Annotated in this window: 21 protein-coding genes, 1 other RNA gene and 2 pseudogenes; 14 read left to right on the top strand and 10 right to left on the bottom strand. The window is 58.7% G+C overall.

The window, feature by feature from the left end; translation table 11 throughout:
- Positions 1-74 precede the first annotated feature (74 nt).
- Together dnaK and grpE are read right to left on the bottom strand one after the other, a co-directional pair.
- Positions 75-2,003, bottom strand: a complete 1,929-nt coding sequence (gene dnaK, locus M2396_RS22700; protein ID WP_101322169.1) for a molecular chaperone DnaK — start codon at positions 2,001-2,003, stop codon at positions 75-77.
- 100 nt (positions 2,004-2,103) lie between these two features.
- Entirely contained in the window at positions 2,104-2,658 is a 555-nt protein-coding gene (gene grpE / locus M2396_RS22695; RefSeq protein ID WP_220632554.1) for a nucleotide exchange factor GrpE, read from the bottom strand.
- Between the two features lie 193 nt (positions 2,659-2,851).
- Here grpE and recN point away from each other — a divergent pair, with 193 nt between their 5' ends.
- Complete coding sequence (gene recN, locus M2396_RS22690) at positions 2,852-4,522, top strand: DNA repair protein RecN (RefSeq protein ID WP_220632555.1); 1,671 nt, start codon at positions 2,852-2,854, stop codon at positions 4,520-4,522.
- An 89-nt stretch (positions 4,523-4,611) separates the two neighbouring features.
- Here the strand turns inward: recN and fur are convergent, their stop codons facing one another.
- Complete coding sequence (gene fur, locus M2396_RS22685; protein WP_101322172.1) at positions 4,612-5,016, bottom strand: ferric iron uptake transcriptional regulator; 405 nt, start codon at positions 5,014-5,016, stop codon at positions 4,612-4,614.
- Positions 5,017-5,113: 97 nt separating this feature from the next.
- Here fur and M2396_RS22680 point away from each other — a divergent pair, with 97 nt between their 5' ends.
- Positions 5,114-5,644 (top strand): outer membrane protein assembly factor BamE, encoded by a 531-nt coding sequence (locus tag M2396_RS22680; RefSeq protein ID WP_101322173.1) that lies wholly within the window; start codon positions 5,114-5,116, stop codon positions 5,642-5,644.
- A gap of 69 nt (positions 5,645-5,713) precedes the next feature.
- Here the strand turns inward: M2396_RS22680 and M2396_RS22675 are convergent, their stop codons facing one another.
- Complete coding sequence (locus M2396_RS22675; RefSeq protein WP_259078890.1) at positions 5,714-6,148, bottom strand: type II toxin-antitoxin system RatA family toxin; 435 nt, start codon at positions 6,146-6,148, stop codon at positions 5,714-5,716.
- A gap of 163 nt (positions 6,149-6,311) precedes the next feature.
- Between M2396_RS22675 and smpB the strand changes: the two genes are divergently transcribed.
- Entirely contained in the window at positions 6,312-6,794 is a 483-nt protein-coding gene (gene smpB, locus M2396_RS22670) for an SsrA-binding protein SmpB (RefSeq protein ID WP_101322174.1), read from the top strand.
- Positions 6,795-6,953: 159 nt separating this feature from the next.
- On the opposite strand, the gene M2396_RS22665 is transcribed toward smpB, so the two are convergent.
- The gene (locus M2396_RS22665; RefSeq protein ID WP_188036683.1) at positions 6,954-7,721 is read right to left on the bottom strand and encodes an FCD domain-containing protein; all 768 of its coding nucleotides are present in this window, start codon (positions 7,719-7,721) and stop codon (positions 6,954-6,956) included.
- 457 nt (positions 7,722-8,178) lie between these two features.
- On the opposite strand from M2396_RS22665, the gene M2396_RS22660 reads away from it, so the two are divergent.
- The 9 genes and pseudogenes from M2396_RS22660 to M2396_RS22620 all read left to right on the top strand — a co-directional run bounded on the left by M2396_RS22660 (position 8,179) and on the right by M2396_RS22620 (position 16,650).
- A complete protein-coding gene (locus M2396_RS22660) occupies positions 8,179-9,849 on the top strand; it encodes a lactate permease LctP family transporter (protein ID WP_259078860.1) in 1,671 nt (556 codons plus the stop codon).
- Between the two features lie 69 nt (positions 9,850-9,918).
- Positions 9,919-11,064: an FMN-dependent L-lactate dehydrogenase LldD gene (gene lldD, locus M2396_RS22655; protein ID WP_101322177.1), complete on the top strand. Its 1,146-nt coding sequence runs from the start codon at positions 9,919-9,921 to the stop codon at positions 11,062-11,064.
- A 75-nt stretch (positions 11,065-11,139) separates the two neighbouring features.
- The gene (locus M2396_RS22650) at positions 11,140-13,950 is read left to right on the top strand and encodes an FAD-binding and (Fe-S)-binding domain-containing protein (RefSeq protein ID WP_259078858.1); all 2,811 of its coding nucleotides are present in this window, start codon (positions 11,140-11,142) and stop codon (positions 13,948-13,950) included.
- Between the two features lie 354 nt (positions 13,951-14,304).
- Complete coding sequence (locus M2396_RS22645; RefSeq protein ID WP_259078857.1) at positions 14,305-14,577, top strand: hypothetical protein; 273 nt, start codon at positions 14,305-14,307, stop codon at positions 14,575-14,577.
- Positions 14,574-14,834, top strand: a complete 261-nt coding sequence (locus M2396_RS22640) for a DUF3077 domain-containing protein (RefSeq protein ID WP_150572266.1) — start codon at positions 14,574-14,576, stop codon at positions 14,832-14,834. Before M2396_RS22645 ends, M2396_RS22640 begins: the two co-directional genes overlap by 4 nt.
- A gap of 105 nt (positions 14,835-14,939) precedes the next feature.
- Positions 14,940-15,233, top strand: a complete 294-nt coding sequence (locus M2396_RS22635) for a hypothetical protein (RefSeq protein ID WP_101322181.1) — start codon at positions 14,940-14,942, stop codon at positions 15,231-15,233.
- Positions 15,234-15,340: 107 nt separating this feature from the next.
- Positions 15,341-15,732, top strand: a transfer-messenger RNA (tmRNA) gene (gene ssrA / locus M2396_RS22630).
- A gap of 99 nt (positions 15,733-15,831) precedes the next feature.
- Positions 15,832-16,312 (top strand): annotated as a pseudogene (locus M2396_RS22625) (integrase); the annotation flags it as partial.
- Entirely contained in the window at positions 16,309-16,650 is a 342-nt protein-coding gene (locus tag M2396_RS22620) for a hypothetical protein (RefSeq protein ID WP_259078856.1), read from the top strand. The pseudogene M2396_RS22625 and the gene M2396_RS22620, both read left to right, overlap by 4 nt.
- Here the strand turns inward: M2396_RS22620 and M2396_RS22615 are convergent.
- The 4 genes and pseudogenes from M2396_RS22615 to M2396_RS24435 all read right to left on the bottom strand — a co-directional run.
- On the bottom strand, positions 16,616-17,332 hold the full coding sequence (locus M2396_RS22615; RefSeq protein WP_259078855.1) for a hypothetical protein: 717 nt from the start codon (positions 17,330-17,332) through the stop codon (positions 16,616-16,618). The genes M2396_RS22620 and M2396_RS22615 overlap by 35 nt on opposite strands.
- 2 nt (positions 17,333-17,334) lie before the next feature.
- Positions 17,335-19,269: an N-6 DNA methylase gene (locus M2396_RS22610; RefSeq protein ID WP_259078854.1), complete on the bottom strand. Its 1,935-nt coding sequence runs from the start codon at positions 19,267-19,269 to the stop codon at positions 17,335-17,337.
- Positions 19,270-19,290: 21 nt separating this feature from the next.
- Positions 19,291-21,393 (bottom strand): DEAD/DEAH box helicase family protein, encoded by a 2,103-nt coding sequence (locus tag M2396_RS22605; RefSeq protein ID WP_409035114.1) that lies wholly within the window; start codon positions 21,391-21,393, stop codon positions 19,291-19,293.
- A 90-nt stretch (positions 21,394-21,483) separates the two neighbouring features.
- Positions 21,484-21,837, bottom strand: a pseudogene (locus tag M2396_RS24435) (type I restriction endonuclease); the annotation flags it as partial.
- Between the two features lie 867 nt (positions 21,838-22,704).
- Here M2396_RS24435 and M2396_RS22600 point away from each other — a divergent pair.
- On the top strand, positions 22,705-24,336 hold the full coding sequence (locus tag M2396_RS22600; protein ID WP_259078852.1) for a methyl-accepting chemotaxis protein: 1,632 nt from the start codon (positions 22,705-22,707) through the stop codon (positions 24,334-24,336).
- Between the two features lie 168 nt (positions 24,337-24,504).
- Here M2396_RS22600 and M2396_RS22595 read toward each other — a convergent pair whose 3' ends face one another.
- Positions 24,505-25,626 carry an endonuclease NucS domain-containing protein gene (locus M2396_RS22595; RefSeq protein WP_259078851.1) on the bottom strand — a complete coding sequence of 374 codons (1,122 nt, stop codon included), beginning with the start codon at positions 25,624-25,626 and terminating at the stop codon, positions 24,505-24,507.
- Between the two features lie 167 nt (positions 25,627-25,793).
- Here M2396_RS22595 and M2396_RS22590 point away from each other — a divergent pair, with 167 nt between their 5' ends.
- On the top strand, positions 25,794-26,600 hold the full coding sequence (locus tag M2396_RS22590; protein ID WP_259078849.1) for an HNH endonuclease: 807 nt from the start codon (positions 25,794-25,796) through the stop codon (positions 26,598-26,600).
- Positions 26,601-26,608 lie beyond the last annotated feature (8 nt).

Genomic DNA, 26,608 nt, shown 5'->3' with positions numbered 1-26,608 from the left:
AGCAAGCCCCCGCGCGGCGACATCCTACCAGCTCAACACCAAGCGGCGCTGAGCTGGCCGACAACTAGCAGGGATTACTGCTTGTTGTTGTCTTTCACTTCTTCGAACTCGGCGTCAACCACGTCATCGTGCTTGGCTTCCGGCTCGGCTTGCTGCTGGGCGCCGCCCTGAGGCTGTTCAGCCGACTGCTCGGCGTACATCTTCTGGGCAACTGGTGCGGAGACCTTGGACAGCTCTTCGACCTTGGCGTCGATGGCAGCTTTGTCGTCGCCTTTGACAGCGGCTTCCAGAGCAACCACAGCAGCTTCGATCGCGGTTTTTTCTTCCGCGGTCACTTTGTCACCGGCATCGGCGACCATTTTGCGAGTCGAGTGGACCAGCGCGTCACCCTGGTTACGGGCAGCGGCCAGCTCTTCGAACTTGCGGTCTTCCTCGGCGTTGGCCTCGGCGTCACGCACCATGCGCTCGATCTCTTCGTCGGACAGACCGGAGTTGGCCTTGATCACGATCGACTGAGTCTTGCCGGTAGCCTTGTCTTTCGCGCCGACGTGCAGGATGCCGTTGGCGTCGATGTCGAAGGTCACTTCGATCTGTGGCACGCCACGTGGTGCTGGTGGAATGTCGGCCAGGTCGAATTTACCCAGCGACTTGTTCTGACCAGCCTGCTTACGCTCACCTTGCAGCACGTGAATGGTCACGGCGTTCTGGTTGTCGTCGGCAGTCGAGAACACCTGCGACTTTTTGGTCGGGATGGTGGTGTTCTTCTCGATCAGCGCAGTCATCACGCCGCCCATGGTTTCGATACCCAGGGTCAGCGGGCTGACGTCCAGCAGCAGAACGTCTTTGACGTCGCCGGCCAGTACTGCGCCCTGGATAGCAGCGCCCATGGCAACGGCTTCGTCCGGGTTGACGTCTTTACGTGCTTCTTTACCGAAGAAATCGGTAACCAGCTTCTGTACCAGCGGCATACGGGTCTGGCCGCCGACCAGGATCACGTCGTTGATCGCGCCAACGTCGATACCGGCGTCTTTCAGAGCGATGCGGCAAGGCTCGATGGTGCGCTGCACCAGGTCTTCAACCAGCGATTCCAGCTTGGCGCGGGAAATCTTCACGTTCAAGTGCTTAGGACCGGTCGCATCTGCAGTGATGTACGGCAGGTTGACGTCGGTCTGCTGGCTCGAGGACAGCTCGATCTTGGCTTTTTCAGCGGCTTCTTTCAGGCGCTGCATCGCCAGCGGGTCACCTTTGAGGTTCATGCCGCTTTCTTTCTTGAACTCGTCGACGAGATAGTCGATCAGGCGAATGTCGAAGTCTTCACCACCGAGGAAGGTGTCACCGTTGGTGGCCAGTACTTCGAACTGGTGCTCGCCGTCGACTTCGGCAATTTCGATAACCGAAACGTCGAAGGTACCGCCGCCCAGGTCATAAACGATCACGGTGTGATCGCCCTTGGCCTTGTCCATACCGTAAGCCAGCGCAGCTGCGGTTGGTTCGTTGATGATACGTTTTACGTCCAGACCTGCGATGCGGCCGGCGTCTTTGGTGGCCTGACGCTGGCTGTCGTTGAAGTAGGCCGGAACGGTGATGACCGCTTCGGTAACTGGCTCGCCCAGGTAGTCTTCGGCGGTTTTCTTCATCTTTTTCAAGATTTCAGCCGAGATTTGTGGCGGTGCCATTTTCTGGCCGTTTACTTCAACCCAGGCGTCGTTGTTGTCAGCCTTGACGATCTTGTACGGGACCATCTGAATGTCTTTCTGCACGACTTCTTCGTCGAAGCGGCGACCGATCAGACGTTTTACCGCGTACAGGGTGTTGTGCGGGTTGGTGACTGCCTGGCGCTTGGCCGACTGACCGACGAGGATTTCGCCGTCGTTGGCGTAAGCGATGATCGAAGGGGTAGTACGCGCACCTTCGGCGTTCTCGATAACCTTGACGTTACCGTTTTCCAGGATGGAGACGCACGAGTTGGTGGTCCCCAGGTCGATACCGATGATTTTGCCCATGTTAACTCTCCCGAAACTGAATTAGCTGGCAGCGGCTACATTGGCCAACTGCGGTAATACTTGAATGCTTGACACTAAGATGGGGTCACCCAAACAGATTTCAAGCCTGTTCGTTGATCGAAGGTTGCGCTGCCGCAGGCGCCTTGCTGACCACCACCATGGCGGGGCGCAGCAGACGGCCGTTGAGCATGTAGCCCTTCTGGAACACCTTGAGCACGCTGTTCGGCTCGACCTCTGCGCTCTCTTGCATGGCCATCGCCTGGTGATGTTCGGCGTTGAACGGTTCACCGTGCGGGTCAATGGCTTCGAGGTTGTAGCGCTTGAGGGTGTCGCTGAACATCTTCAGGGTGAGCTCGATACCATCGCGCATTGGCTTGATGGTTTCGTCGTCGGCGCTGGACAGTTCCAGGCCGCGCTCGAGGCTGTCGATGACCGGCAGCAGGTCGCTGGCAAACTTCTCCAGGGCGAACTTGTGCGCTTTCTCGACGTCCTGTTCGGCACGACGACGCACGTTCTGCAGGTCGGCAACGGCGCGCAGGGATTGATCCTTGGCCGCGGCCAGCTGCTCCTCGAGCACCTGAACACGGGTACCGAGATCCTCAGAACCTGCTTCTTCGGTGTTTGGGGTGTTTTCGTCCAGCTGTTCGTCAGCCATTGGGTATCTCCTCCGCAATTTCTGTTGTGCGAGCCTTGCTCGCTCCGTTGACGGCTATATGGGGTCGGAAAAATCAGCTTCAAGGGCTGAGGCGGTTTTCCATGGGCGCGAAAGCAATCTACCAATGGATATTGTCAGGCAGGCAAAAAGCACTGTATAAATATCCAGACCTGACCTTTCGGGAGCCGCCCTCATGCTGGTGCACCTGTCCATCCACAACTACGCCATCGTCGAACACCTGGACCTCGAGCTGTCTCGCGGCATGAGTGTGATTACCGGTGAAACCGGCGCGGGCAAATCGATCATGCTCGACGCCCTCGGCCTGGCCTTGGGCGATCGCGCCGACAGCGGCGTGGTCCGCCCCGGCGCCGACAAGGCCGACATCCTCGCCACCTTCGACCTGGTCGACATTCCCGAGGCCAGCGTCTGGCTCAAGGAGCGCGACCTCGACGGCGAAGGCCTGTGCATCCTGCGCCGGGTGATCACCGCCGAAGGCCGCAGCCGTGGCTATATAAATGGCACGCCCTGCCCGCTCGGCGACCTCAAGGCCCTCGGCGAACTGTTGATCGACATCCACAGCCAGCATGAGCACCAGTCGCTACTGAAAACCGACACTCACCGCCGCCTGGTCGACGAGTACGCCGGTGCCAGCGACCTCTCCCGCCAGGTGCAACTGGCGGCGCAGCGGTGGCGGCAGACCCGCCAGGAGCTGGAGCGGCTGTCCAACTCCGGCGACGAACAACGCGCCCGGCAACAGCTGCTGAGCTATCAGCTGGAAGAACTGGACAACCTCGCCCTCGGCGAAAACGAGCTGGAGCAACTGGAGCAGGAGCACAAGAGCCTGACCAACGCCGAAGCCCTGTTCGGCATCTGCCGCCAGGTCATCGATCAATGCAGCGAGAGCGACTCGGGCAATGTGCTCAATGCCCTGACCGCCAGCCTCAACCGCCTAAGCGCGGTGACCGGCGGGCCGAAGGCGCTGGACGAAGCGGCGACCATGATTGCCAGTGCGCAGATCCAGGTCGAAGAAGCGGTCGGCGAGCTCAATCGCTTCCTCGACAACTTCGACGCCGACCCGATGCGCCTGCAAGCGCTGGAAGAGCGCCTCGATACTATTTATACGTTGGCGCGCAAACACCGCGTGCACCCGACCGAACTGCCGCACCTGCAACAGCGCTTGATGGAAGAGCTTGAAGGCCTCAACGCCAGTGACGAGTCACTTGAGCGCCTGGGTGAAGAGCTGGCCGCCTATGCCCAGCACTATCAAACCAAGGCCCAGGAGCTCAGCGCCCTGCGCAAACAGGCGGCTGCGCAACTGGCCACAGCGGTCGAGCAGGAAGTGCAGCGCCTCGGTATGCCGGGTGGGCGTTTCTGTATCGAGCTGAACCCGTTTGAAAGTGCCGAGCCTTCGCCGCATGGCCTGGAGCAGATCGAACTGCTGGTCAGTGCCAACCCTGGGCAGCCGCTTAAAGGTTTGGCCAAGGTAGCCTCCGGTGGTGAGCTGTCGCGGATCAGCCTGGCGATTCAGGTGATCACTGCGCAGACCTCGCGGATTCCGACTTTGGTGTTCGACGAAGTGGACGTCGGTATCGGCGGGCCCACTGCGGAAATTGTCGGCCAGTTGCTGCGCCGACTTGGCGAACGCGGGCAAGTGCTGACCGTGACCCACCTGCCACAGGTGGCGGCGCAAGGGCATCATCATTTGTTTGTGCACAAGGTGCGCGACAGCGAGACCACGCACACGGCGGTGGCCAGTCTCGGCAAGCGTGAGCGGGTTGAGGAAGTGGCGCGGATGTTGGGCGGGATCGACCTGACCAAAGAATCGCTGGCGCATGCGCGCAAGATGGTCGTTACCAGCAAATAAGTGATTGGGGCCGCAAAGCGGTCCCAAAAACACAACTGGCGGGCACGACCTCGAAAGATCGCCCCGCCAGCCGTCAACGATCTAAATCGTTACCGCTTTTTACGCACATACAGAACCAGATTATGGTCCACGAGCTCAAAGCCATGCTCGGCCACGATCTCTTTCTGGCGCTTTTCGATTTCCGAATCGAAGAACTCGATGACTTCGCTGGTCTCCACGTTGACCATATGGTCGTGGTGGCCGCCATCAGCCAGCTCAAACACCGCGTGGCCGCCGTCGAAGTTATGACGAACCACCAGGCCCGCTGCTTCGAACTGGGTCAAAACCCGGTAAACAGTGGCCAGACCGACGTCCTCGCCAGCCTCCATCAGCGCCTTGTAGACATCCTCGGCACTCATGTGTCGCTGCTCGGTAGAATCGAGCATCTGAAGGATCTTAACTCGAGGCAGTGTCACCTTGAGACCAGCTTTACGTAGTTCGCTATTTTCAACCATGGTCAGCTTTCTCGCCGATGCTGCTTCGCAGCTTCTCTTAATACGGGTATGATCGGGGTTTACGTTGTCCAGCCAAGATAGTGGAAGTCGCCCACCGATGCAAAAGTCCAAGCTCTTGCTAACCAGCCTCACCCTAGTGGGACTGCTCGCACTCGCCGGTTGCTCGTTTCCCGGGGTTTACAAAATCGACATCCAGCAGGGCAATGTCGTCACGCAGGACATGATAGACCAATTACGCCCGGGAATGACCCGTCGGCAAGTAAGGTTTATCATGGGCAACCCGCTGATTCAGGATACTTTCAACACCAACCGTTGGGATTATCTCTACAGCTTGCAGCCTGGTGGCGGTAAACGTCAGCAAGAGCGCATGAGCATCTTCTTCAATGAAGGTGATCAGCTGGTCAGTCTGTCCGGTGACTTCATGCCTGGCGTCAGCCGAGATCAAGAGATCCTCGGTGGCAGCGGTGATACTACCGTCAGCCCGGACGCTCAGCCTGGCCAACCCACCCAGCCAGAAGAAAAACCAGCTCGTCGCGGCTCGACCGAAGAATCGATCCAACGCGAAATCGACACCATCGAAGCCACACCGGTGCCGACACCAGCTCCGCTGGATACCAATCCGCAGTAAGCAGATTGGCTCCAAGAAAAAGCCCGAACCTAGGTTCGGGCTTTTTTGTGCCTGCGCTTTGCCAAATCGTCAGCCGTTGAGCTGCTTGGCTCGCTGGCAGAAGGCATCAACCAGAGTATTCGCAGCCTGGTTGAACAGCGGCCCGAGGGTGGCGCGCACGATCGGCCCGGCATAATCAAACGACAGGTCGAGGCTGATCTTGCAGGCCTTGTCACCCAGCGGCTTGAACACCCACACGCCGTGCAACTGGCTGAACGGGCCTTCTTCAAGGTTCATCTCGATCGACTGCCCCGGCACCAGCACATTGCGCGTAACAAAGTGCTGGCTAAGCCCGCCTTTAGCCACTTCCAGCCTGGCGCGCATGCTCGTTTCGCTGCTCTCGAGCACCGTCGAGGCCGAGCACCACGGCAGAAATTCTGGGTAGCTGGCGACGTCGTTGACAAGGTCATACAGCGCCTGGGCAGGGTACGGCAGCAGGGCAGAGCGTTGAATATGGGTAGTCATCCAGGCATCGATTCCAAGGCTGGGCGGCAGCACTTCGCAGCTCACCGAAAACAGGTTCTGTGGGTTACACAGTGTGTCCATTGTCCGGGATTCACCCGGCAGGCTCAAGCGCACCGAAAACCCCGTAGCCGACAACGCCATGACTGCCTATAATGCGGCCCCTATGGCTAAGCAAAAGAAACATCCGACCGGGACCATCGCGCAGAACAAGAAAGCGCGTCACGATTACTTCATCGAACACAAGTTCGAGGCCGGGCTGGTCCTGTCCGGTTGGGAAGTAAAAAGCCTGCGGGCCGGTAAGGCACACCTGACTGACAGCTACGTGCTGCTCAAGGACGGTGAAGCCTGGTTGTTCGGTTGCCACATTGCGCCGCTGACTGCCGCCAGCACCCACGTCATCGCTGACCCGATCCGCACCCGTAAACTGCTGCTGAACAAGCGCGAGCTTGAGCGCGTGCACGCTGCCGTGGCGCAGAAGGGCTACACCTGCGTGGCCTTGTCGCTGTACTGGAGCAAGCACCTGATCAAGTGCGAAATCGCCCTGGGCAAGGGCAAGAAGGAATTCGACAAGCGCGACACCGAACGCGAACGCGATTCCAACCGCGAGATGCAGCGGGCTGTGCGCAACAAAGGCAAGGAAGACTGATTCCTCGTTGATTTGTGGTGCCTGCTTTGGGGCTGCTTTGCAGCCCTTCGCGGGCAAGCCCGCTCCCACAGGTATCTGAGTGCAGCTTAGTGCCCTGTGGGAGCGGGCTTGCCCGCGAAGGGCCGCAAAGCGGCCCCAGCCATCTCAAGCCAAACCCCATCACCGCCCACTGCGCCGCTCCGCCCGCGCCACCCGATGCGCCTCCTCCTGCGCCTCTTCGAGCACCTCCTGCACATACAGGATATGCCGGCTCGACACCTCCCGCGCCTCCTCCGCCCTACCCTCAACAATCGCCTGATACAGCTCGCGGTGCTGCCCAATCAACATATCCCGCGTCTCGCTACGCTGCTGATACATCCCGCCAATGTTGGTCACCACATTGCGCTTGAGCAAATCAAACAAGCCACGAATGGTGTGCAGCAACACCGCGTTATGGCTCGCCTCGGCAATCGCCAGATGGAACCGCGCATCCGCAGCGCCCTCCTCCGCCCGGCTCACCTCGGCCTTGCGTGAATAACAATCCTGCAGCTCATCAAACGCCGCCTTGAGCCGCTCACGGTCAGGTTCGGTCGCCCGCTGCGCCGCATAAAACGCACACGACGCCTCCAGCGTATGGCGAAACTCGAGCAAGTCCCGCTGCGCCTCCGGGCTGTGTTCAAGCAGCTGCAGCAGCGGGTCACTGAAGGTTGCCCCCAGCGACGCCGCCACATAATTGCCACCACCCTGGCGACTCACCAGCAGCCCCTTGGCCACCAGCTTCTGGATCGCCTCGCGCAGCGATGGCCGCGACACGCCGAACTGCTCGGCCAGGGCGCGCTCGGCCGGCAGGCGCTGACCCGAGGTCAAGGTACCTTCAAGGATCATCCCTTCCAGGCGCTCGACAATGTCGTCGGACAGGCGCCGTTGGCGAACCTGATCAAAAACCATCACTTACTCTCCACAAACCCTCGCACACACAGCGAGGCCTACTATTTTGGCCTATCCAGGCTGCGCTCACACGTATCAGTTGCGTAATAAAAGCTGGGTATTCGTGTGCCGCGCTGGCTTTGATCCTGGCGAGCATTGCCGGGGGCGCTTTGCGCCCCTTTCGCGACAGAAGGCCGCTCCTACAGTTGACCGCGCTGTCTTGGCGTTGCGCGGTCGGCGTAGGAGCGGCCTTGTGTCGCGAAAGGGCTGCAAAGCAGCCCCAGCACCCTCAAGACAAACGCAACGCCCAAAAACACCCCAACCCCAAGCCATTCATCGACATTCCACCAAAGTACAAGCCGAGACAAATTGACACAGGCCCAGTTGCGCTCTTAACCTAGCATCCGCACATTGTAAATTGGTCTTACCAATTACCCAGTGCCAGTGCTGACCAACAACAATTAGGGGCCAACCCATCATGCAAACCTGGCAACAAATCTATAGCCCATTGGGCAGTCTTGGCCTGTCCGCGCTGGCGGCAGTGATCCCGATCGTATTCTTCTTCCTCGCCCTGGCCGTATTCCGCCTCAAAGGCCACGTGGCCGGCAGCATCACCCTCGGCCTGTCGATCCTGGTCGCCATCTTTGCCTTCAACATGCCGGTCGACATGGCCCTGGCAGCTGCCGGTTATGGCTTCCTCTACGGCCTGTGGCCAATCGCCTGGATCATCGTTGCCGCGGTGTTCCTTTACAAACTGACGGTCAAAAGCGGCCAGTTCGAAGTGATCCGCAGCTCGGTGCTGTCGATCACCGACGACCAACGCCTGCAAGTACTGCTGATAGGCTTCTGCTTCGGCGCCTTCCTTGAAGGTGCCGCCGGCTTCGGCGCACCCGTAGCGATCACCGCTGCCCTTTTGGTCGGCCTGGGCTTCAATCCCCTCTACGCCGCCGGCCTGTGCCTGATCGCCAACACCGCGCCGGTCGCCTTCGGCGCGCTCGGCATCCCGATCATCGTCGCCGGCCAGGTGACCGGCATCGACGCCTTCCACATCGGCGCCATGACCGGCCGCCAGCTGCCGCTGCTGTCGCTGTTCGTACCGTTCTGGCTGGTGTTCATGATGGACGGCCTGCGCGGCGTCAAAGAAACCTGGCCTGCCGCCCTGGTCGCCGGCCTGAGCTTCGCCGTGACCCAGTACTTCACCTCCAACTACATTGGCCCAGAACTGCCCGACATCACCTCGGCGCTGGCCAGCCTGATCTCGCTGACCCTGTTCCTCAAAGTCTGGCAGCCAAAACGCTCGATGGCCGTAGCCCAGGGCAGCGTCGGCGCCGCCGTGGTGCAGTCCAGCGGCAGCCAGCCAACCCCGTACAACTTCGGTGAAATCTTCAAAGCCTGGTCGCCGTTCCTGATCCTCACCGTGCTGGTAACGATCTGGACCCTCAAGCCATTCAAGGCCGCGTTCGCCCCCGGCGGCGCGATGTACAACTTCGTCTTCAACTTCGCCATCCCGCACCTCGACCAGCTGGTGATCAAGACCGCGCCGATCGTTGCAGCCCCAACCGCCATGCCAGCGGTGTTCAAACTCGACCCGATCTCCGCCACCGGCACCGCGATCTTCCTCTCGGCACTGATCTCGATGTGGGTCCTGAAGATCAACTTCAAAACTGGTATTACCACTTTCAAAGAAGTGCTGTGGGAGCTGCGCTGGCCAATCCTGTCGATCGGCATGGTGCTGGCGTTCGCCTTCGTCACCAACTACTCCGGCATGTCCTCGACCATGGCCCTGGTCCTGGCCGGCACTGGCGCTGCGTTCCCGTTCTTCTCGCCGTTCCTCGGTTGGCTGGGCGTGTTCCTGACCGGCTCGGACACCTCGTCCAACGCCCTGTTCAGCTCGCTGCAAGCCACCACCGCGCACCAGATCGGCGTCAGCGACACCCTGCTGGTCGCGGCCAACACCAGCGGCGGCGTGACCGGCAAGATGATCTCGCCACAATCGATCGCCGTGGCCTGCGCCGCGACCGGCCTGGTTGGCAAGGAATCGGACCTGTTCCGCTTCACCGTCAAACACAGCCTGTTCTTCGCCACCATCGTCGGCGTGATCACCCTGGTGCAAGCCTACTGGCTCACCGGCATGCTGGTTCACCACTAAAGTGACAGGGGCCGGGCGCACTCGACTGCGCCCGGCAGCCACCCCTCACCACCTTTGCAGCGAGCATCCATGATCATTTCTGCCTCCACCGATTACCGCGTCGCGGCCCAGCGCAAGCTGCCACCGTTCCTGTTCCACTACGCCGACGGTGGCGCCTACGCCGAATACACCCTGCGCCGCAACGTCGACGACCTGGCCAGCATCGCCCTGCGCCAACGCGTGCTCAACAACATGTCCGAACTCAACCTGCAGACGCAGCTGTTCGGCGAAACCCTGAGCATGCCGGTGGCCCTCGCCCCGGTCGGCCTGACCGGCATGTACGCCCGCCGCGGCGAAGTGCAGGCCGCCCGCGCCGCCGCCGCGCACGGCATCCCCTTCACCATGTCGACCGTGTCGGTGTGCCCGATCGAAGAAGTCGCCCCGGCGATCGACCGGCCGATGTGGTTCCAGCTGTATGTATTGAAAGACCGCGGCTTCATGCGCAACGCCCTCGAGCGCGCCAAGGCCGCCGGGGTCAAAACCCTGATCTTCACCGTCGACATGCCCGTGCCCGGCGCGCGCTACCGCGATGCCCACTCCGGCATGAGCGGCGCCAACGGCCCGATGCGCCGCGTGCTGCAAGCCATGACCCACCCACAGTGGGCCTGGGACGTCGGCGTGATGGGCCGCCCGCACGACCTGGGCAACATCTCCACCTACCGCGGCAACCCCACCGGCCTTGCCGACTATATAGGCTGGCTGGGCAACAACTTCGACCCGTCGATCTCGTGGAAAGACCTCGAGTGGATCCGCGAATTCTGGGACGGCCCGATGATCATCAAAGGCATCCTCGACCCGGATGATGCCCGTGATGCGGTCAAGTTCGGCGCCGACGGCATCGTCGTCTCCAACCACGGCGGCCGCCAGCTCGACGGCGTACTCTCCAGCGCGCGCGCCCTGCCGGCGATTGCCGATGCGGTCAAGGGCGACATCAAGATCCTCGCCGACTCCGGCATCCGCAGCGGCCTCGACGTGGTGCGCATGATCGCCCTCGGCGCCGACAGCGTGCTGATCGGCCGCGCCTTCCTCTGGGCGCTGGCCACCCACGGCGAAGCCGGGGTGAAAAACCTGCTGGCCCTGTTCGAAAAAGAAATGCGCGTGGCAATGGTGCTGACCGGCGCCAAGTCGATCAGCGAAATCAGCCGCGACTCGCTGGTCCGCGAACTGGGCGCCTGACGCGCCCTACCCCACACCGCCTGATTGCCCGGGGCACGTTGCGCCACAGATGCGACGGCCCCGCGAGGAGATTGCATGAGCCTGCCTGCCGCGTTCCTCAGAGATGCCGAGCGCCTGATCCCCGCCAACCGCCGCTTCAGCGACCCGACCTCGACCCTGGCCTTTGGCACCGACGCCAGCTTTTACCGGCTGATCCCCCAGCTGGTAGTGCGCGTCGAATCAGAAGACGAAGTGGTCGGCCTGCTGCAACTGGCCCAGCGCGAACGCGTGCCGGTGACCTTCCGCGCCGCCGGCACCAGCCTGTCTGGCCAGGCCCTCAGCGACTCGGTATTGATCGTGCTCGGTGACAGCTGGAACGGCAAAGAAATCCGCCGCCAGGGCGAGCAGATCCGCGTGCAACCCGGCGTCATCGGCGCCCAGGCCAACGCTTGGCTGGCCCCGTTCGGGCGCAAGATCGGCCCCGACCCGGCCTCGATCAACGCCTGCAAGATCGGCGGCATCGTCGCCAACAATGCCAGCGGCATGTGCTGCGGCACCGCGCAAAACACCTACCACACCCTCGCCGGCCTGCGCCTGGTGCTGGCCGACGGCACCCGCCTCGACAGTGAAGACCCCGCCAGCGTGGCAGCCTTCGAGCAAAGCCACGGCGCCCTGCTCGCCGAGCTGGCCCGACTCGGCCAGGAGACCCGCGCCAATACTGAACTGGCTGCGCGAATCCGCCACAAGTACCGCCTGAAAAACACCACCGGCCTGTCGCTCAATGCCCTGATCGACTACGACCAGCCGCTCGACATTCTCCAGCACCTGCTGGTCGGCTCCGAAGGCACCCTCGGCTTTATCAGCGCCGTGACCTACGACACCGTGCTCGACCACCCGCACAAAGCCTCGGCGCTGATCGTCTTCCCCACCGTAGAAAGCTGCTGCAAGGCAGTCACCGTGCTCAAGAGCCAGCCGGTGTCCGCCGTCGAACTGCTCGACCGCCGCAGCCTGCGCTCGGTCCAAGATAAACCCGGCATGCCGGTGTGGGTCCGCGCCCTGTCGGACAACGCCTGCGCCCTGCTGATCGAGTCCCGCGCCGCCAGCCAGACGCTGCTGCACGAGCAACTCGAGCTGATCATGGCGTCGATCGCCGAGTTCCCGCTGGAGCAGAAGGTCGACTTCAGCGAAGACCCGACCGTGTACAACCTGCTGTGGAAAATCCGCAAAGACACCTTCCCCGCCGTCGGCGCCGTGCGTCAGACCGGGACTACAGTGATCATCGAAGACGTCACCTTCCCCGTCGAAGTCCTCGCCGAAGGCGTCAACCGCCTGATCCAGTTGTTCGACAAACACGGCTACGCCGAGGCGATCATTTTCGGCCACGCCCTGGAAGGCAACCTGCACTTCGTCTTCACCCAAGGCTTCAACAACGCCGCCGAAGTCGCCCGCTACCAGGCCTTCATGGACGACGTCGCGCAACTGGTCGCCGTCGAGTTCGGCGGCTCGCTCAAGGCCGAGCACGGCACCGGCCGCAACATGGCGCCCTTCGTCGAGCTGGAATGGGGCAAAGACGCCTACCAACTGATGTGGCAGCTCAAGCGCCTGCTCGACCCCAACGGCATCCTCAACCCTGACGTGGTGCTCAGCGAAGACCCGGACATCCACCTGAAAAACCTCAAACCGCTGCCCGCCGCCGACGAAATCGTCGACAAGTGCATCGAGTGCGGTTTCTGCGAACCGGTGTGCCCGTCCAAAGGCCTGACCCTCAGCCCCCGCCAGCGCATCGTCATGTGGCGCGACATTCAAGCGAAAAAGCGCGCCGGCGAAGACGTGCGCGAGCTGCTGCGCGACTTCCAGTACCAGGGCATCGACACCTGCGCCGCCACCGGCCTGTGCGCCCAGCGCTGCCCGGTCGGCATCAACACCGGCGAGCTGGTGAAAAAGCTGCGTGGCCAGGCCGCCGACCACGGCAAAACCGCCGACTGGCTGGCCGAACACTTCCAGGCCACCCTGCGCGGCGCCCGCTTCACCCTCGCCGCCGCCAACGGCGCCCGCAAACTGCTCGGTGCGCCGCGCCTCGCACGTCTCAGCGCCTCATTAAGCAAAGCCAGCAACGGCCGCCTGCCGCAGTGGACCAGCGCCATGCCGCAACCGCTGCGCGCCATCGACTTCGGCCCGGCCAGTAACGACGCCCGCCCCCGCGTGGTGTACCTCGCCGCCTGCGTGTCGCGGGTGATGGGCCCGGCCTACGCCGATCGCGAACAAAGCTCGCTGCTGGACAAAACCCAACGCCTGCTGGAAAAAGCCGGTTACCAGGTGGTATTCCCCGAAAACGCCGACAGCCTCTGCTGCGGCCAGCCATTTGCGTCAAAAGGTTACGCCGAGCAGGCCGAACACAAGCGCCAGGAGCTGATCAACGCCCTGCTGCTGGCCACCCGCGGCGGCCTCGACCCGGTGTACTGCGACACCAGCCCGTGCACATTGCGCCTGGTGCAGGACCTTGGCGAAACCCGGCTCGACCTGTACGACCCGGTGCGCTTCATCCGCACCTTCCTGGTCGACCGGCTGGAGTTCACCCCGCAGGAGGAGCCGGTGGCCGTGCACGTGACCTGCAGCACCCAGCACCTCGGTGAAAGCCAGGCGCTGATTGACCTGGCACGGCGTTGCAGCAAGCAGGTGGTGATCCCCGAGGGGATTCATTGCTGTGGTTTTGCCGGCGACAAGGGCTTTACCACGCCGGAGCTGAACAGCCATGCGCTGCGCAGTTTGAAGGATGCGGTGCAGTACTGCAGCGAGGGGATTTCGACCAGTCGCACGTGTGAAATCGGGCTGTCGAGCAACAGCGGGATCGACTATCACGGGTTGGTTTATCTGGTGGATCGGGTGACTCGCGCGCGGGTGATCTGAGTTTGGCTTTGGCGGTGTCCGGTTGCGGGTTTTCCGTAGGACATTTCCGAACCTGAAACCAAATGCTTCTAAATCGGCGCTCTTGGGAATTATCCTACGAGCGCTAACGCCGTTTCGCTGTTGTTGATCTTGGCCATCAGGGCTAATTTCCTCGGGTCGTCTTTTTGGGCGATCTGGGTGTGAGAGCCCGCCATGGGTAACAACCGCAGCTCCGCTATGGCAGCTGTGCGTGGGCAGGCTTCGGCCTGGCCGGGTTTCCTATGTTGCCGGTCTCTCACCCCACGTACCGCTGCCACCTTTATCTTGTGAGAGGGATTGTGGGAGGTAGCTCCTGTGTAACGTAGGAGTCACGCCATGAAGAAATTAGTCCCTGATCCACCCCGCTTCAGAATGCTCAATAACCCCTTCTTCTCGCTCCACAATGACCTGCCCACGCCCGACGCGCTCGCCCATTCCAGCGAACTGCTACGCGGTGTAATCGAGACCATCGACGAGCACTGCCGCCATCACGCCGGCGAGCCTGGCCTGAACATGCTCAGCAACGCCGCCCACGCCGCCGAAACCGCCCGCGCCCTGGTCGAACACGTGATGCGCCGAGCGACCGCAGAAGCAGGAGCGCCGCAATGACCCACGACCTCGACAGCTGGACCACCGTCGGCACCGAAACCTGCCACGACCTCTACCGCATCAAGCCCGGCGTTCACGTCGAGCGCGCCTTTCAGGAACTGTCCGCGCTACTGAGCATGGTCCGCCACCTCACCCAGCAAGCCGACAAAAACGACGACCCCGTCGCCCTCGAAGCCGCCCGCTACCTGAGCGCTCTAGCCCGCGCCCTCGGCACCGACATCGAAAGTGGCAAAGCCCTACGCGACGCGATCCAATAACGACAGCCATGTCAGCAGGCCAGCATTTGCATTGAACCCTCGCGGAAACCGCGCAGTCCATCTTTACAGGCCCGCCTTCCAGAGGCCTTCCAGAAGGAGACACCCATGAAAGGTACTGCGCTTTCCGCTCTCTTCGCGGCTGCCACACTGCTGGCCTCGCCAGCGTTTGCTGCCGACGACCTCTGCGCGATCAACCTGCAGAAAATCGACGACAGCATGGCCACCGCCGGCGCCACCTCCGAAGGCCTCGACAAAACCCTGACCGAGCACGTCGATAAAGCCAAGGCCGCCCAGGCCAGCGGCGACACCAAAGAATGCATCACCATCACCAGCAAAGTGCTCCAGCGTCTCGAAAAAACCGACAAAGGCAGCGGCACCGCTGGCGGCAGCGGGACCTAAGCAGCAGGCAGCAAACGGACGACGGCACCCGCAGTCGACGTCGTCCGCATAAAGGCGTATACTCCGCCTTGCGTGCTGAAAAGCACGCTCAGCTCTAGAGCTGAGTTGGGGCCGATTAGGATTCGACGCCGGTCGCGAAACTCTAGGTGCATGCCGAGTTGGTAACAGAACTCGTAAATCCACTGTTGCAACTTTCTATAGTTGCCAATGACGAAAACTACGAGGGTTACGCTCTCGCTGCGTAAGCAGCTGAGCCCGCTCTCCTGGTAGCTTCGGCTCCAGCAATCACTAGGGGATGCCTGTAAACCCGAAGTGATTGTCATACAGAACAGGATCGTCGTGTAGCACGTTGGGGGCAAAGCGACTAAAACTTACCCAACTCGTCCAAAGCACCCTGCCACTCGGGCGGCTGCGGATTAACTTAGTTGAGATGGCTACGCATGTAGTACCGACAGCGGAGTACTGGCGGACGGGGGTTCAAATCCCCCCGGCTCCACCAAATGATCAAACAAAGACGTCCACGGACGTCTTTTTTTGTGCCTGGAAGTCAGTGAAATCAAGGGTTTACCGCTCTTTTGAGGGCCACAACTGTTTTTGAGGCATGCGCCTGCGCGAATCAATCCTGGCTGACCTGCCACGCTTGCACCGCGAAGCCGAACACTTGGGCCTCGTCAACATTCAGGGAGGCACCAAAGGCGGCCGTTCAGGGGCATCAGCGCCGCGATGGGTCATGGCCAATGAGGCGGTGAAAGCGGCACTGCAGTTTGCTCGTCATGCATCGCCGCCCCATAGCCGCAACTTGCTGGCCCGAAACGAAAGCTATGCCGTTTCCTGCATCAGACCGTACTCCCCGCCCGGGAAAGCTGCATGAACACGGGCTGAAGGGTTTCCATGAACTACGAGCAGCCTACGCCTGCGAGCGTTACGAACAGCTTACAGGCCACGCCGCCCCGGTCAATGGCGGCCACTGCTATCGCATTGACCGCGAACAGGATCGTCAGGCGCGGCAACAGATCAGCGTTGAACTCGGGCACAACCGGCTCGATGCGGTGTCGGCCTACATTGGAGGCAGAGCGTGACTAAGCCCTTCGATATGGAGCTGTTCCTGAGCGGTGTATTGACCGGTTCAAAGGTCACGCAGCAACGCCACCTGCGCCAAGCCCGAATCATGCAAGCGGCCATTCAAAAACGCTGGCAGCGAGACAATCCTTGGATCTGGCAGCTCAAGCATGTGCGCTGGTTTCTCACTCAGCACCTGAAAGACCATTCCGACGCCACCCGATATTACTATCGACTTACCGTTCTATTGGTCTGGAAGCGCCTAGGGAGCCCTCGTGATGGGCTCGAAGCTGTCTGTGTTAAACACGGGAAACACGGCCATTTCACTCCTCCACCTTTTCCTGGAGCAGGCGTATGAGTGCTTGCACCTCGGCCAAGAAAGGGCTGCTGTCGAATTCACTCAGGTCACAGGCGAGACAGCTTTCAATATCCTTGCGCGAGAGGTAGTGCTTGTGCAGAAAATTCATTTCCAAGTGATCTGCCCCTTCCGCGATCTCGCGCTCATCCGGGTTAGCACTGTCACGAAGAAACTGCAGCAAGCAACCATGTAGCACGGGTGTCATGTGCATCTGAATACCACGTATCTGCTGCATCACCTCTTCGATACGCAGGTCGGCCGAGGCCTGATCGCTGAAGAAAATGTTACCGTTTGGGTGAGCAATCTCATTGCGCTGATCGACCAGTTTCTGGAATTTGCCAATGTGCTGGTTTTCGCAACCCGCCAGGCGCAGAAACTTGAAGATGCTACGCTCATTGACCTCGCTAAACGTGAAGGGGGAGCTGGCGGTCAACAGCTCCTTTTCCTTCTGTTGGAACAGCACGGCATGCGTGAACGCTTCAGGCTTTGCCTGTTTGATTTGCCATACTGAGAAATACACGTAGCTCATGTAGAGCATGTGAAATGCCAGTATGGAGAATTGGTACTTGCCAGACTGGTAATTACTTTCAAAAGCTTCCCATACAAAGCGAACGTACTCACCTTCATTGGCCGAGGGATAGGCCAGCGGCAGGTAGTCGTGGATTTCCAGAGTGGCATCCATGCTCAACCCTCCCAAACTCGATCTATGGCGACTTTAATGTCTTGCTCGCGCTCGGCGATTTCTCGCTTTAGCTCCTCGATTCGCTGCTGGTAGCGTTCAATTTCGGCAACGACTTCACGCTGCTCTTCAATGGGGGGAAGTGGGATTTGGAATGATTCAACCACGGCACGGGGTACACGCTGCAGTCCGCCTGTACCGGTCATTTTTGAGGTGGCCGTTTCGTGAAAACGATTTGAGGTCACCATGTAATACAAGTATTCGGGTAGAACTCGTGCGGACGCACGGAGGACATAGAACTCGCTTGACCCAAAGCCAATACCGTTTTCTAATCCTTTGGCAAGACCGGCTTTACCGTTCTCAAAACAAGGAGTCACCTTGGCGATCAAAACATCATTATCACGGAAGTAGGTGTAGGCCCCTTCCCGTACATCTCCAAGCATCCTAACCTGCTGAGGCTTGAACGAAATGGTGTGCTCTCCCAAATCCTGCATAGGTAAGAAAGACACAGAAGTTTCGGCAGATAGCGATGAAATTTCAGATTTTTTTGGGTTGACTTGGCAAATATCGCTAAGTGCGACCACTTCGTAATGAGCGTGTTGAAATTCAGTCGTCAGGTAGCGGTCGCCACTAAGGCTCCAATCCGCGCTCCCGGAAATTTGTTCTCGGCTAACACTGTGCGCTAAGTCACAAGCATGAAAATCTGTCGGGTTACTAAAGAATGCCGCCAGTGCCGCCTCGGCTTCAGGTAAATCGTCCTGCTCTAAGGCTCGACGTTGGGCCCCTAGGCCGTACCCGTCATTGTTGACCTTGACGAAAAGCACCTTATCAGTCTGCTTGGCCAAGTGCTTGTCGAGGATCAGGATAGAAGTTTTGACTCCGCTGTATGGTTGGAACACGCCAGCAGGAAGTGAAACTACGGCCACCAGCGACGTCTTGACCAGTGCTTCACGAAGTGCCTTGTAAGCAGTACTACTCTGAAAAATGATGCCTTCGGGCACGATGATTCCCGCGCGACCGTTTGGGCTGAGGTGTTCGTGGATGTAATCGACGAACAGCACTTCCGAGCGAGTGGCCTGGATGGAGAAGCGTTTGTGCGGCTTAATACCGCCCTTCGGCGACATGAAGGGCGGGTTGGCTAGGATCACGTCGAAGTGTTCGTTCCATTTGTCTTCACTGGTTAGCGTGTCGTATTCATCCACGTGCGGGTCAGTGAAACCGTGTAGGTACAGATTGACCAGCGACAGTCGCACCATATCCGGAGAGATGTCGTAGCCGTGGATATTGACCGCAAGTTTGTTGCGTTCGTCCGGAGTGAGCAGGTCGCCAGGCCGAGCCTTCTGGTTCTGCTCCAAGATGTGCTTCCAGGCCGAGATCAGGAAACCGGCGGTGCCACAGGCTGGGTCGAGTATGCGCTCGTGTTTCCTCGGATTGATGACCCGCACGATAAAGTCGATGATGTGTCGCGGTGTGCGGAACTGGCCAGCGTCGCCTTGACTGCCCAGAACGGATAGAAGGTATTCGAAGGCATCACCCAGCCGTTCGGAGTGGTCATAGCTGAAGCTGTCGATTTCCTTCAAGAAGGCTTTCAGTGTTTCCGGATCGCGATAAGGCAGGTAGGCGTTTTTGAAAATATCGCGGAACAGCGCAGGTAAGTGCGTGTTCTCGGTCATCTTGCCAATAGCCTCAGAATAGAGGTTTAGCGTGTCCTGGCCGCCCATGTTCGGCGCAAGCAGTTTGCTCCAGCCATATTGCCCGAAACTATTGACGAAGAAGCTACGCTTTCCGCCAAGCTCTTCGGCTTGGGCATCCATGTCGTCCATAAATTTATAGATTAGCGCGATTGTAATCTGCTCGACCTGACTCTTCGGGTCAGGCACCTTACCGACGAGGATGTCGCGACAGGTGTCAATGCGGCGCTTGGTATCGGTGTCCAGCATGTTGATTAGTCTGCTCAATAATTACATGAATTGGTTCAGGGGTACGTAATCTTTGACGTACTCCGGTATGCCGTCGCGCCATTTTAATGGCACTGCTTTCAGGTCACCAATGCCGAAGGCTGGATTGACGTTCAGTTCGGTGAAGCGCTTGTCATCGATGATGGCGCGTAGGGCGGCATCGGTGGTGTAGGCCTTGAAAAAATACTTCATGGCGAGCACTGCGCTGCCTTGGTCTTCCGAGAGTCGGCTTTGGTTGGCGAGCAGAAACTCCTGGAATTCATCCTCCAGCAGCTCATCCTTGCTCTTGAAATATGGGATCATGCCGAAAATTTTCTGCAGGATTTCCTTGAGACTCAGGCGGCGATCCACTGCGGCTGCACGACGCAGTTTGTCGAGGTTGAAATATTCGTTAGGTTTGTCGAACAGGTAGGTAACCACGTAGTCGATGGCCTGTTCCCACTGCTCGTTTACGACCTGCTGTTGCAGGGTCGCGTCGGCCTTGACCTGATCCTCGAATTTCTCGAAGAACATGCGGTCAATTTTCATTCCCTCGTAGCCAATGATCTGCTCGGCGACTTGATGGATGGCGTCGACACCCGTGTGCTCGTAGAGGCCGCTGGGTGGTAGCGGTGGTTCACCACCATCAGCGCCTTCGCTCGTGCGAGGCGGCAGTTTGAGCACCTCGTCGTAGTCGAATTTATCTTCGAAGTATTCACAGTTTGCAAAGAAATCGAAGAACTTGAAACGCTTCTTTTCTGGCTCGGCAATGAGTGGTTTTAGGTCATCATCAAAGAGCTGTTCGAGGAAGTCGTGTTTGCGAGTGCCACGCCCCTTAATTTGCACGAAGTCGGACGGTGAGTAGACTGGACGCATCAGTGCCAAGTTGAGAATGTCTGGGCAGTCGTAGCCCGTGGTCATCATACCGACTGTGACGCAGATCCGCGCCTTGCTGGTTTTGTAGAGCTCGTTGAAATTGGCCGATCCCAACAATTTGTTGTTGGTGAAATTGAGGGTGTACTGCTGCGCGTCGGACACGCTGGAAGTGACCTGCACGGCGAAGTCCGACTGGTATTTCCCGGGCCACAACTTGTCGGCGGTTTCGTTCAAAAGTTGCGTCAGCTTGGCCGCATGGTTTTGGCTGACCGCAAACACCAGGCCTTTACCGAACTCATTGGTCACCGGATCACGCAGGCCATTCTTGATTAGGGTTTCGCAGAACACACGGTTGGTTGCTTCGGAAAAGAACTTCTTTTCAAAATCCTTGGATACGAAGCTCTGCTCTTGCTCTCCCTCTTCACTGACAGGTGCTATGACAGCGTAACCCTGTTCGGAGAGCAGCTTGGTGGTGACGTCGGTGCGAGCATCGACAACCACAGGGTTGATCAGGAAGCCGTCCTTGACCCCGTCCAGTAGCGAGTATCGGAAAGTTGGCTGGCCGGATTCGCAACCGAAGGTGCGATAGGTATCCAGCAGCAGGCGGCGCTCTTGTTCACGTGGATCTCGTGTGCCGGGCTTGCTGGCATCAAAGCTCCTCAAGTAGTCCCGCGGTGTCGCAGTCAGGCCCAGCTTGTAGCCCACGAAGTATTCGAACACCGCACGAGCATTGCCACCGATGGAACGGTGGGCTTCATCGGAAATCACCAAATCGAAATCGGTAGGCGAGAACAGCCGCTTGTACTTACTATTGAACAAAAGGGACTGCACAGTGGTGACCACGATTTCCGCCTTCCGCCAATCGTTTTTGCGCTCCTTGTAGATGACCGTGCTGTAGTCGTTCCTCAAATAGTCCTTGAAGGCTTTGGCCGCCTGGTATTCAAGCTCCAGGCGATCCACCAGAAAGAGAACCCGGCGAGCGTTACCAGTGCGCAGGAACAGCTTGATGACCGCAGCAGAGGTCAGCGTCTTGCCTGTACCAGTGGCCATCTCGAACAGGAAACGCGTCTGGTCATCGGCTATAGCGTCCTGGATCGCATTGAGTGCCTTCTTCTGGTAATCGCGCAGGAAGCGGAGCTTATTCTTGGCGATGAAAGTGGGCCGCTCACCTGCAGTTAGCCATCCGGCATCTTTGTCGTAGCCGGGCATCTGGGTCTGAACGATGTAGTCCCGTGCCACAGGCTCCGCTATCAGGCGACGCTGGTCTGGCTCAAACTTCTGGTAGCTCTTTAGCGAATCCGGTGTCGGGTAGACCGTTATGATGTGCGGATTGCCTTGCTGCAGATCCCAGAAATAGTGCAGGTTGCCGTTCGAAAGGATCACAAAGCGGCAGTTGAGCGATTTCGCGTACTTGCGGGCCTGCTCCTTACCGACTAGAGGATTCTTGTCCTCAGACTTGGCTTCAAGCACCACCAGTGGGAATCCCTTGTCATCGAGCAGCAGAAAGTCAACGAAGCCGTTCCTGGTAGACTCGAAGTTTTCACCCAGGTCGTCGATTTGGGAATGGTCGAGCTTGACGTTGGGTTCTAGCGCGATATTTGCCTTGGTTTTGCCTTCATCGAGGAAGCGCCAGCCGGCAGCCTCCAGAAGCTTGTTGATTTTGATACGCGCTTGCGCTTCCTTGGCAGCAGCCATTCAGGCGTTCCTCTGCGTGGTCGGGTGGTCGGCTTGGTCTGGCTGCAAGTTGTGCTGCTGGGCGTAGCCCAGGATCAGAACCTCTATCATCGAGGCGATGGAACGGTGCTCCCTCTCTGCCGCTTTGCGTAGCAGCTGTTTGATCTCAGCCGAAGTTCGAATTGACAGAGTTTCGTCCTTCAGATGCTTCATGACATGGCCCGGAAGTTTATGTGATGCAAATGTACTGCGTTTTGCTCTACAGGCCTAGCTAAAGACCTTCCGTTGACCCTCACAGCGCAACGGCCAGGACCGCAGTACCGAATTTTTCAGTTTGGTGGCTCTTGCTGGTCGCGTCTCGAGCAGTTCGATGCCAACCCTCGTTACGAAGCTTGCACGTCAACTCCGATGCAATCGGTGATCCGATCGAATGAAAGCAGAGGTCGCACGGTATTCCGATTGGTATTCCAACGAAGAAAATCAACCCGATATTCATCATATGAATCAATAGCCTACCGAACAGATTCAACGTACCCCGGCACACCAAATTAGCGTTACACAAAGGCACTTAGCGTCTATCGCAGGTGCTATCGTGCCTGAGTAGTCCCAGTCAGGGGCCTCAGATCGGCCTATCATTTTTCGACCTCGCTCGCCCCCCTCCCTTCCCTCTCGTCTCCGCCACCGCCACGGCAACTCCCTGACCAAACCAAGCACGTGTCAGGGGCAGATCAGATCCACAGCACGAAGAAAAATTGTACAAAGAACTTTCCCTGTACAACACACTCATACGGATTGATAGCAAAACGTCACTATGCAACCGTTTCCCGCACGCCCTGTGCGAGGCAGCCTGCGTAGCACTGAGCCAGGCCCTGGAGGGGAACACCCGCAATGTTCGACAATTTCAGCATTTCAAAAAAGCTGTACACCAGTTTCGGTCTGGTCCTGATCATCATTGCAGTCCTGGTGCTTTCTGCCTTACGCGGCTTCGACCAAGTCAGCAGCAGCGTCAAACGCAACATCCACAGCTACGACGTGCTCAACCACTCAAACACCATCTTGAACAGTCTCGTCGACATCGAAACCGCCATGCGCGGCTTTGCTCTGACGGGGCAAGACAGCTTCCTCGAGCCGATGCTGAAAGGTGAAGCGACCTTCGCCAACTCGGTTGCGCAGGTCAAAAAAGCGACTCAGGACAACCCAGAGCAACAAGCACGGCTGGATCGCCTGCAAGCGGTTTACCAGCAGTGGCTGCAGCAGGACATGCAGAGCGCCATCACCCTACGCCGAGAAATCAACGCTGATCGCGCCCCGCTGACCACCCTCATCAGCCAAATCAGCTCAGGGCAAGCCAAAGCCAAGATGGATGCAATGCGCGCAGTCATCACCGAGTTTCAAGATGCAGAAAAAGCGCTGCAAGAAGAACGCAGCATCCTCATGGACGACTCCAAATCCACGGCTTTTACCATTCTGGTAGTGGGAGGGTTGGCCGCAGCGATCCTGGCAATACTGATAGCAACGCTGCTCACCAAGACCATTACCGGACGCTTGAGCCAAGCGGTCACCCTCGCTCGCAACATTGCTGATGGGCGCTTGGACAACAAGATTGAAGTTGCAGGCAACGACGAAGTGAGTACGCTTCAACACGCCTTCCAGGCCATGCAAGACCGCCTACGCGCCATGATTCGCGAGATTGGCATCAGCGCGGAACAACTGGTGGGTGCAGCCGACAATATCTCGACCGCATCGCTGCAGCTGTCGACCTCAGTTCAAGAGCAATCACACTCGGCGTCGTCAATGGCTGCCACCGTTGAGGAACTGACGGTGAGCATAAACCACGTTTCCGACAATGCTGTCGAAGCGCATGCCCAGTCCAGCGAGTCAGGCCGCCAGTCCAGTGAAGGCGGCAGCGTCATTCAAGAGACCCTGGAGCGCATGAACCTCATCGCGCAAACCGTAGAGGCCTCAGCATCGCAAATCAGCGACCTCGACAATCATGCTGAGCAAATCAGCAGCATCGTCAGTGTGATTAAAAGCATTGCGGACCAGACCAACCTGCTTGCACTAAATGCCGCGATTGAAGCCGCTCGAGCGGGCGAGCAGGGTCGCGGGTTTGCTGTCGTCGCCGACGAAGTCCGCTTGTTGGCACAGCGCACCGGCAACTCGACCCAAGAGATCACCGAGATGGTGAAAAGGATTCAACTGGGTACTCGTGATGCTGTGCAACAGATGGAGGTCGGTGTTACCCAGGTGAAAGGCGGCGTCGATATGGCGCAACGAGCGGGTGATGCGATCGTCGGCATTCGTCAGTCTTCGGGTGACGTGGTTCGCATGGTTGATCAGATCTCTCTGGCCCTGCGTGAACAGACTGCAGCCAGCCAGGACGTGGCTCGCAATGTTGAACGGATTGCGCAGATGTCACAGCAGAATAGCCAGGCGGTGGAGCAGACCACCGAAACTGCTGGCACATTGCAGCAGTTGGCGCAGGGCCTGCACAGGCAGGTGAGTGTGTTTAGGCTTTGAGTAATTAAGAGTATGTGCGGCTGAGGAGATAGCTTCAAACCTAGCTGGGCATGGCATGGCTACATTATTCCCGCCCTGCCCTATTGGTGCTGTGCATCGCGATGTAGCTGGGGGGAAATCCCCCAGCTCATGTGACGATTACTACGCAGGCGACCTGCTGCCCAGACGTCAACCTCCATGCTCCGGTACTGCGGCATCTGCAGCCGCGCTATCAAAGCCTGGAAACCGTTGCTTTAACCGCTCAATCGTCCAACGCCACTTCGGCGTAGTCGGCCTGCACACCGTATTCTGATTCCCAAACATCCCAATCTCCCGCACCGCTTGCCCAGTCGGTACAGTCTGCAGCCATTTAACCGGCACGAAGTAGTCACAGCGCTCCGGGTCATCAGCATACTCCGCGTGATACTGAGCACGTGTCGCCGCTTCCAGCACTGGCCGCTCCTCCCCGTTTTGCAGCACCGTGAAATCTTTAGCAGGTGTAGACGTGCCGGTAACAAGGCCGACGCCCACATACCCTTGCGATGGGATGTTCACCCAGACACGGTCGCCTGGAGACAGGAGCTGCAGAGTCTTGCTGTACCACGCTCCTCCACCACCAGAGATAAAGCCGAACTCGACCGCATCAGTCCATGAGCGTGAGGCGGAGTCGCCAAATGAGCAGTAGAACTCCCCATTCCAAGGCTCGCTATGCCCCTCGCTAGTGGTCACCGCATTGACTTGAGTTTGAACAGGATCGAGCAGCCAAGACCGACTCAATAACTGCTGCTCGCCCATCTGGAAAACTTGGAAGCAGAGTACGTTAATTGGGATGTCTCGCTTGCTGAGGTATTCCACAATGCGTTCGCTGCTGGCGTCCAGTTCGGTGGCGACGATGATCAGCTGGTGGCTTTGATTCAAATCGTCATCGTCTAAAGCACGTCCAAAGCGCGTGAGAAAGTCTGCATACAGGCTATGTCCCGGGCGGAAGCGTTGATAGATCGCGGCGATTTCGTTTTCTCGTAGGCCCTCAACCCAGACGGCGTAATCAAGCGCTTGAGCAACAACCTCGCGGGGGGTGCGATCGCGTTTGAGCTCAATCAGCACAAGGCTGCCGTCCGGGGCAATCGCTAGCAGGTCGATGCGTCCGCCCATGCCGGTGCTTTCTTGCCTACCGATCAGCATCCACTCTTCAGAGAGGATGCTTGGCGAGTTGATGATCATCTCCTCCAACAGCAGCTCGCTGGGCAATCGACTTGGGCGCAGCTTGTTGGGCATCAGGTCGACCGTCCAGATGTCTGTTTTGATCGGCACGCGTGGAGTCCTCAGAGGTTTGCTTAGCGCTACACAGTAGCGGGCAGAAAGGTTGCCGACAATTGCGGCAGGCGTCGCTGCGGGAGCGACTACAAGTTCGCCTGAAAATCCTGTAGGAAGATTCCTCTTTTTGATAGGCTTTTTGCCATCAGCCTAGAGGAAATGGAATGCCGGTCGTCATCGTCGAGAACGACACATCGCAGTGGGAAGACCAGACTGGTGCGGTTTACCACTTCCCTAAGCGTTACCAGAACTGGCTGGCCCAGGGCACGGACGTGATCTATTACAAAGGACGCATTCAAGATAAAGCCTTCGCTTCCGCTCGTCTCAGCAACGCTCCGCACTACTTTGCCAAGGCGCGTATCGGCAAGGTGTACCCCGATAAAGGCAGCACAAAAGGCGACCTGTTTGCGTTGATCGAGGGTTTCACTCCATTCGAGCAACCCGTTACAGCAAAGGTGGGCGGTGAATACCTCGAAACCATCCCCTCCAATCGCCTGAAAAATTACTGGCGAGACGGTGTTCGGCCAATCTCCGCTGCTGACTACGATGCCATTCTGCATCACGCCAAATTTGGGGCGGTCTCGACTGATCAGGCCTCAGAAGCCAACACAGAAAGCGACCCCCTGATCTTCGAATCAGCCAACGAGGGGAGCAAGCAGAGCTACTTCGGCACTCGCTATGAACGCCGAAAAGATCTGAGGCTGAAGGCGATCGCCATCCATGGTCTTGAGTGCAAAGCGTGCGGATTTAATTTCGAGGATGCCTACGGGGAACACGCCAAAGGCTTCATTCATATCCACCATGTCGTACCGATTTCGGACTTTGGTGGCGAAAAAGCTGTTAACCCAGAAACTGACCTTGTGCCCCTCTGCGCCAACTGCCACGCAGTGGTCCATCGCAAACGGGAGATGACTTTGAGCATTGATGAGCTCAAGGCAATGCTGCGCGGCCATTGGGTAAATACGATATAGACGCTGCT

This window comes from Pseudomonas sp. BIGb0278 (assembly GCF_024809895.1).
GTDB lineage: Bacteria > Pseudomonadota > Gammaproteobacteria > Pseudomonadales > Pseudomonadaceae > Aquipseudomonas > Aquipseudomonas shirazensis.
The sequence above is the reverse complement of the archived record's forward strand: the minus strand, read 5'-3'. Positions and strand labels throughout refer to the sequence as shown.

Coding starts and splice junctions, on each gene's coding strand:
- recN (WP_220632555.1), top strand. CDS start 2,852: ATGCTGGTGCACCTGTCCATCCACAACTACGCCATCGTCGAACACCTG.
- grpE (WP_220632554.1), bottom strand. CDS start 2,658: ATGGCTGACGAACAGCTGGACGAAAACACCCCAAACACCGAAGAAGCA.
- M2396_RS22640 (WP_150572266.1), top strand. CDS start 14,574: ATGACCCACGACCTCGACAGCTGGACCACCGTCGGCACCGAAACCTGC.
- M2396_RS22680 (WP_101322173.1), top strand. CDS start 5,114: ATGCAAAAGTCCAAGCTCTTGCTAACCAGCCTCACCCTAGTGGGACTG.
- fur (WP_101322172.1), bottom strand. CDS start 5,016: ATGGTTGAAAATAGCGAACTACGTAAAGCTGGTCTCAAGGTGACACTG.
- M2396_RS22635 (WP_101322181.1), top strand. CDS start 14,940: ATGAAAGGTACTGCGCTTTCCGCTCTCTTCGCGGCTGCCACACTGCTG.
- M2396_RS22600 (WP_259078852.1), top strand. CDS start 22,705: ATGTTCGACAATTTCAGCATTTCAAAAAAGCTGTACACCAGTTTCGGT.
- dnaK (WP_101322169.1), bottom strand. CDS start 2,003: ATGGGCAAAATCATCGGTATCGACCTGGGGACCACCAACTCGTGCGTC.
- M2396_RS22675 (WP_259078890.1), bottom strand. CDS start 6,148: ATGACTACCCATATTCAACGCTCTGCCCTGCTGCCGTACCCTGCCCAG.
- lldD (WP_101322177.1), top strand. CDS start 9,919: ATGATCATTTCTGCCTCCACCGATTACCGCGTCGCGGCCCAGCGCAAG.
- M2396_RS22660 (WP_259078860.1), top strand. CDS start 8,179: ATGCAAACCTGGCAACAAATCTATAGCCCATTGGGCAGTCTTGGCCTG.
- M2396_RS22645 (WP_259078857.1), top strand. CDS start 14,305: ATGAAGAAATTAGTCCCTGATCCACCCCGCTTCAGAATGCTCAATAAC.
- smpB (WP_101322174.1), top strand. CDS start 6,312: ATGGCTAAGCAAAAGAAACATCCGACCGGGACCATCGCGCAGAACAAG.
- M2396_RS22665 (WP_188036683.1), bottom strand. CDS start 7,721: ATGGTTTTTGATCAGGTTCGCCAACGGCGCCTGTCCGACGACATTGTC.
- M2396_RS22590 (WP_259078849.1), top strand. CDS start 25,794: ATGCCGGTCGTCATCGTCGAGAACGACACATCGCAGTGGGAAGACCAG.
- M2396_RS22650 (WP_259078858.1), top strand. CDS start 11,140: ATGAGCCTGCCTGCCGCGTTCCTCAGAGATGCCGAGCGCCTGATCCCC.
- M2396_RS22610 (WP_259078854.1), bottom strand. CDS start 19,269: ATGCTGGACACCGATACCAAGCGCCGCATTGACACCTGTCGCGACATC.
- M2396_RS22615 (WP_259078855.1), bottom strand. CDS start 17,332: ATGGATGCCACTCTGGAAATCCACGACTACCTGCCGCTGGCCTATCCC.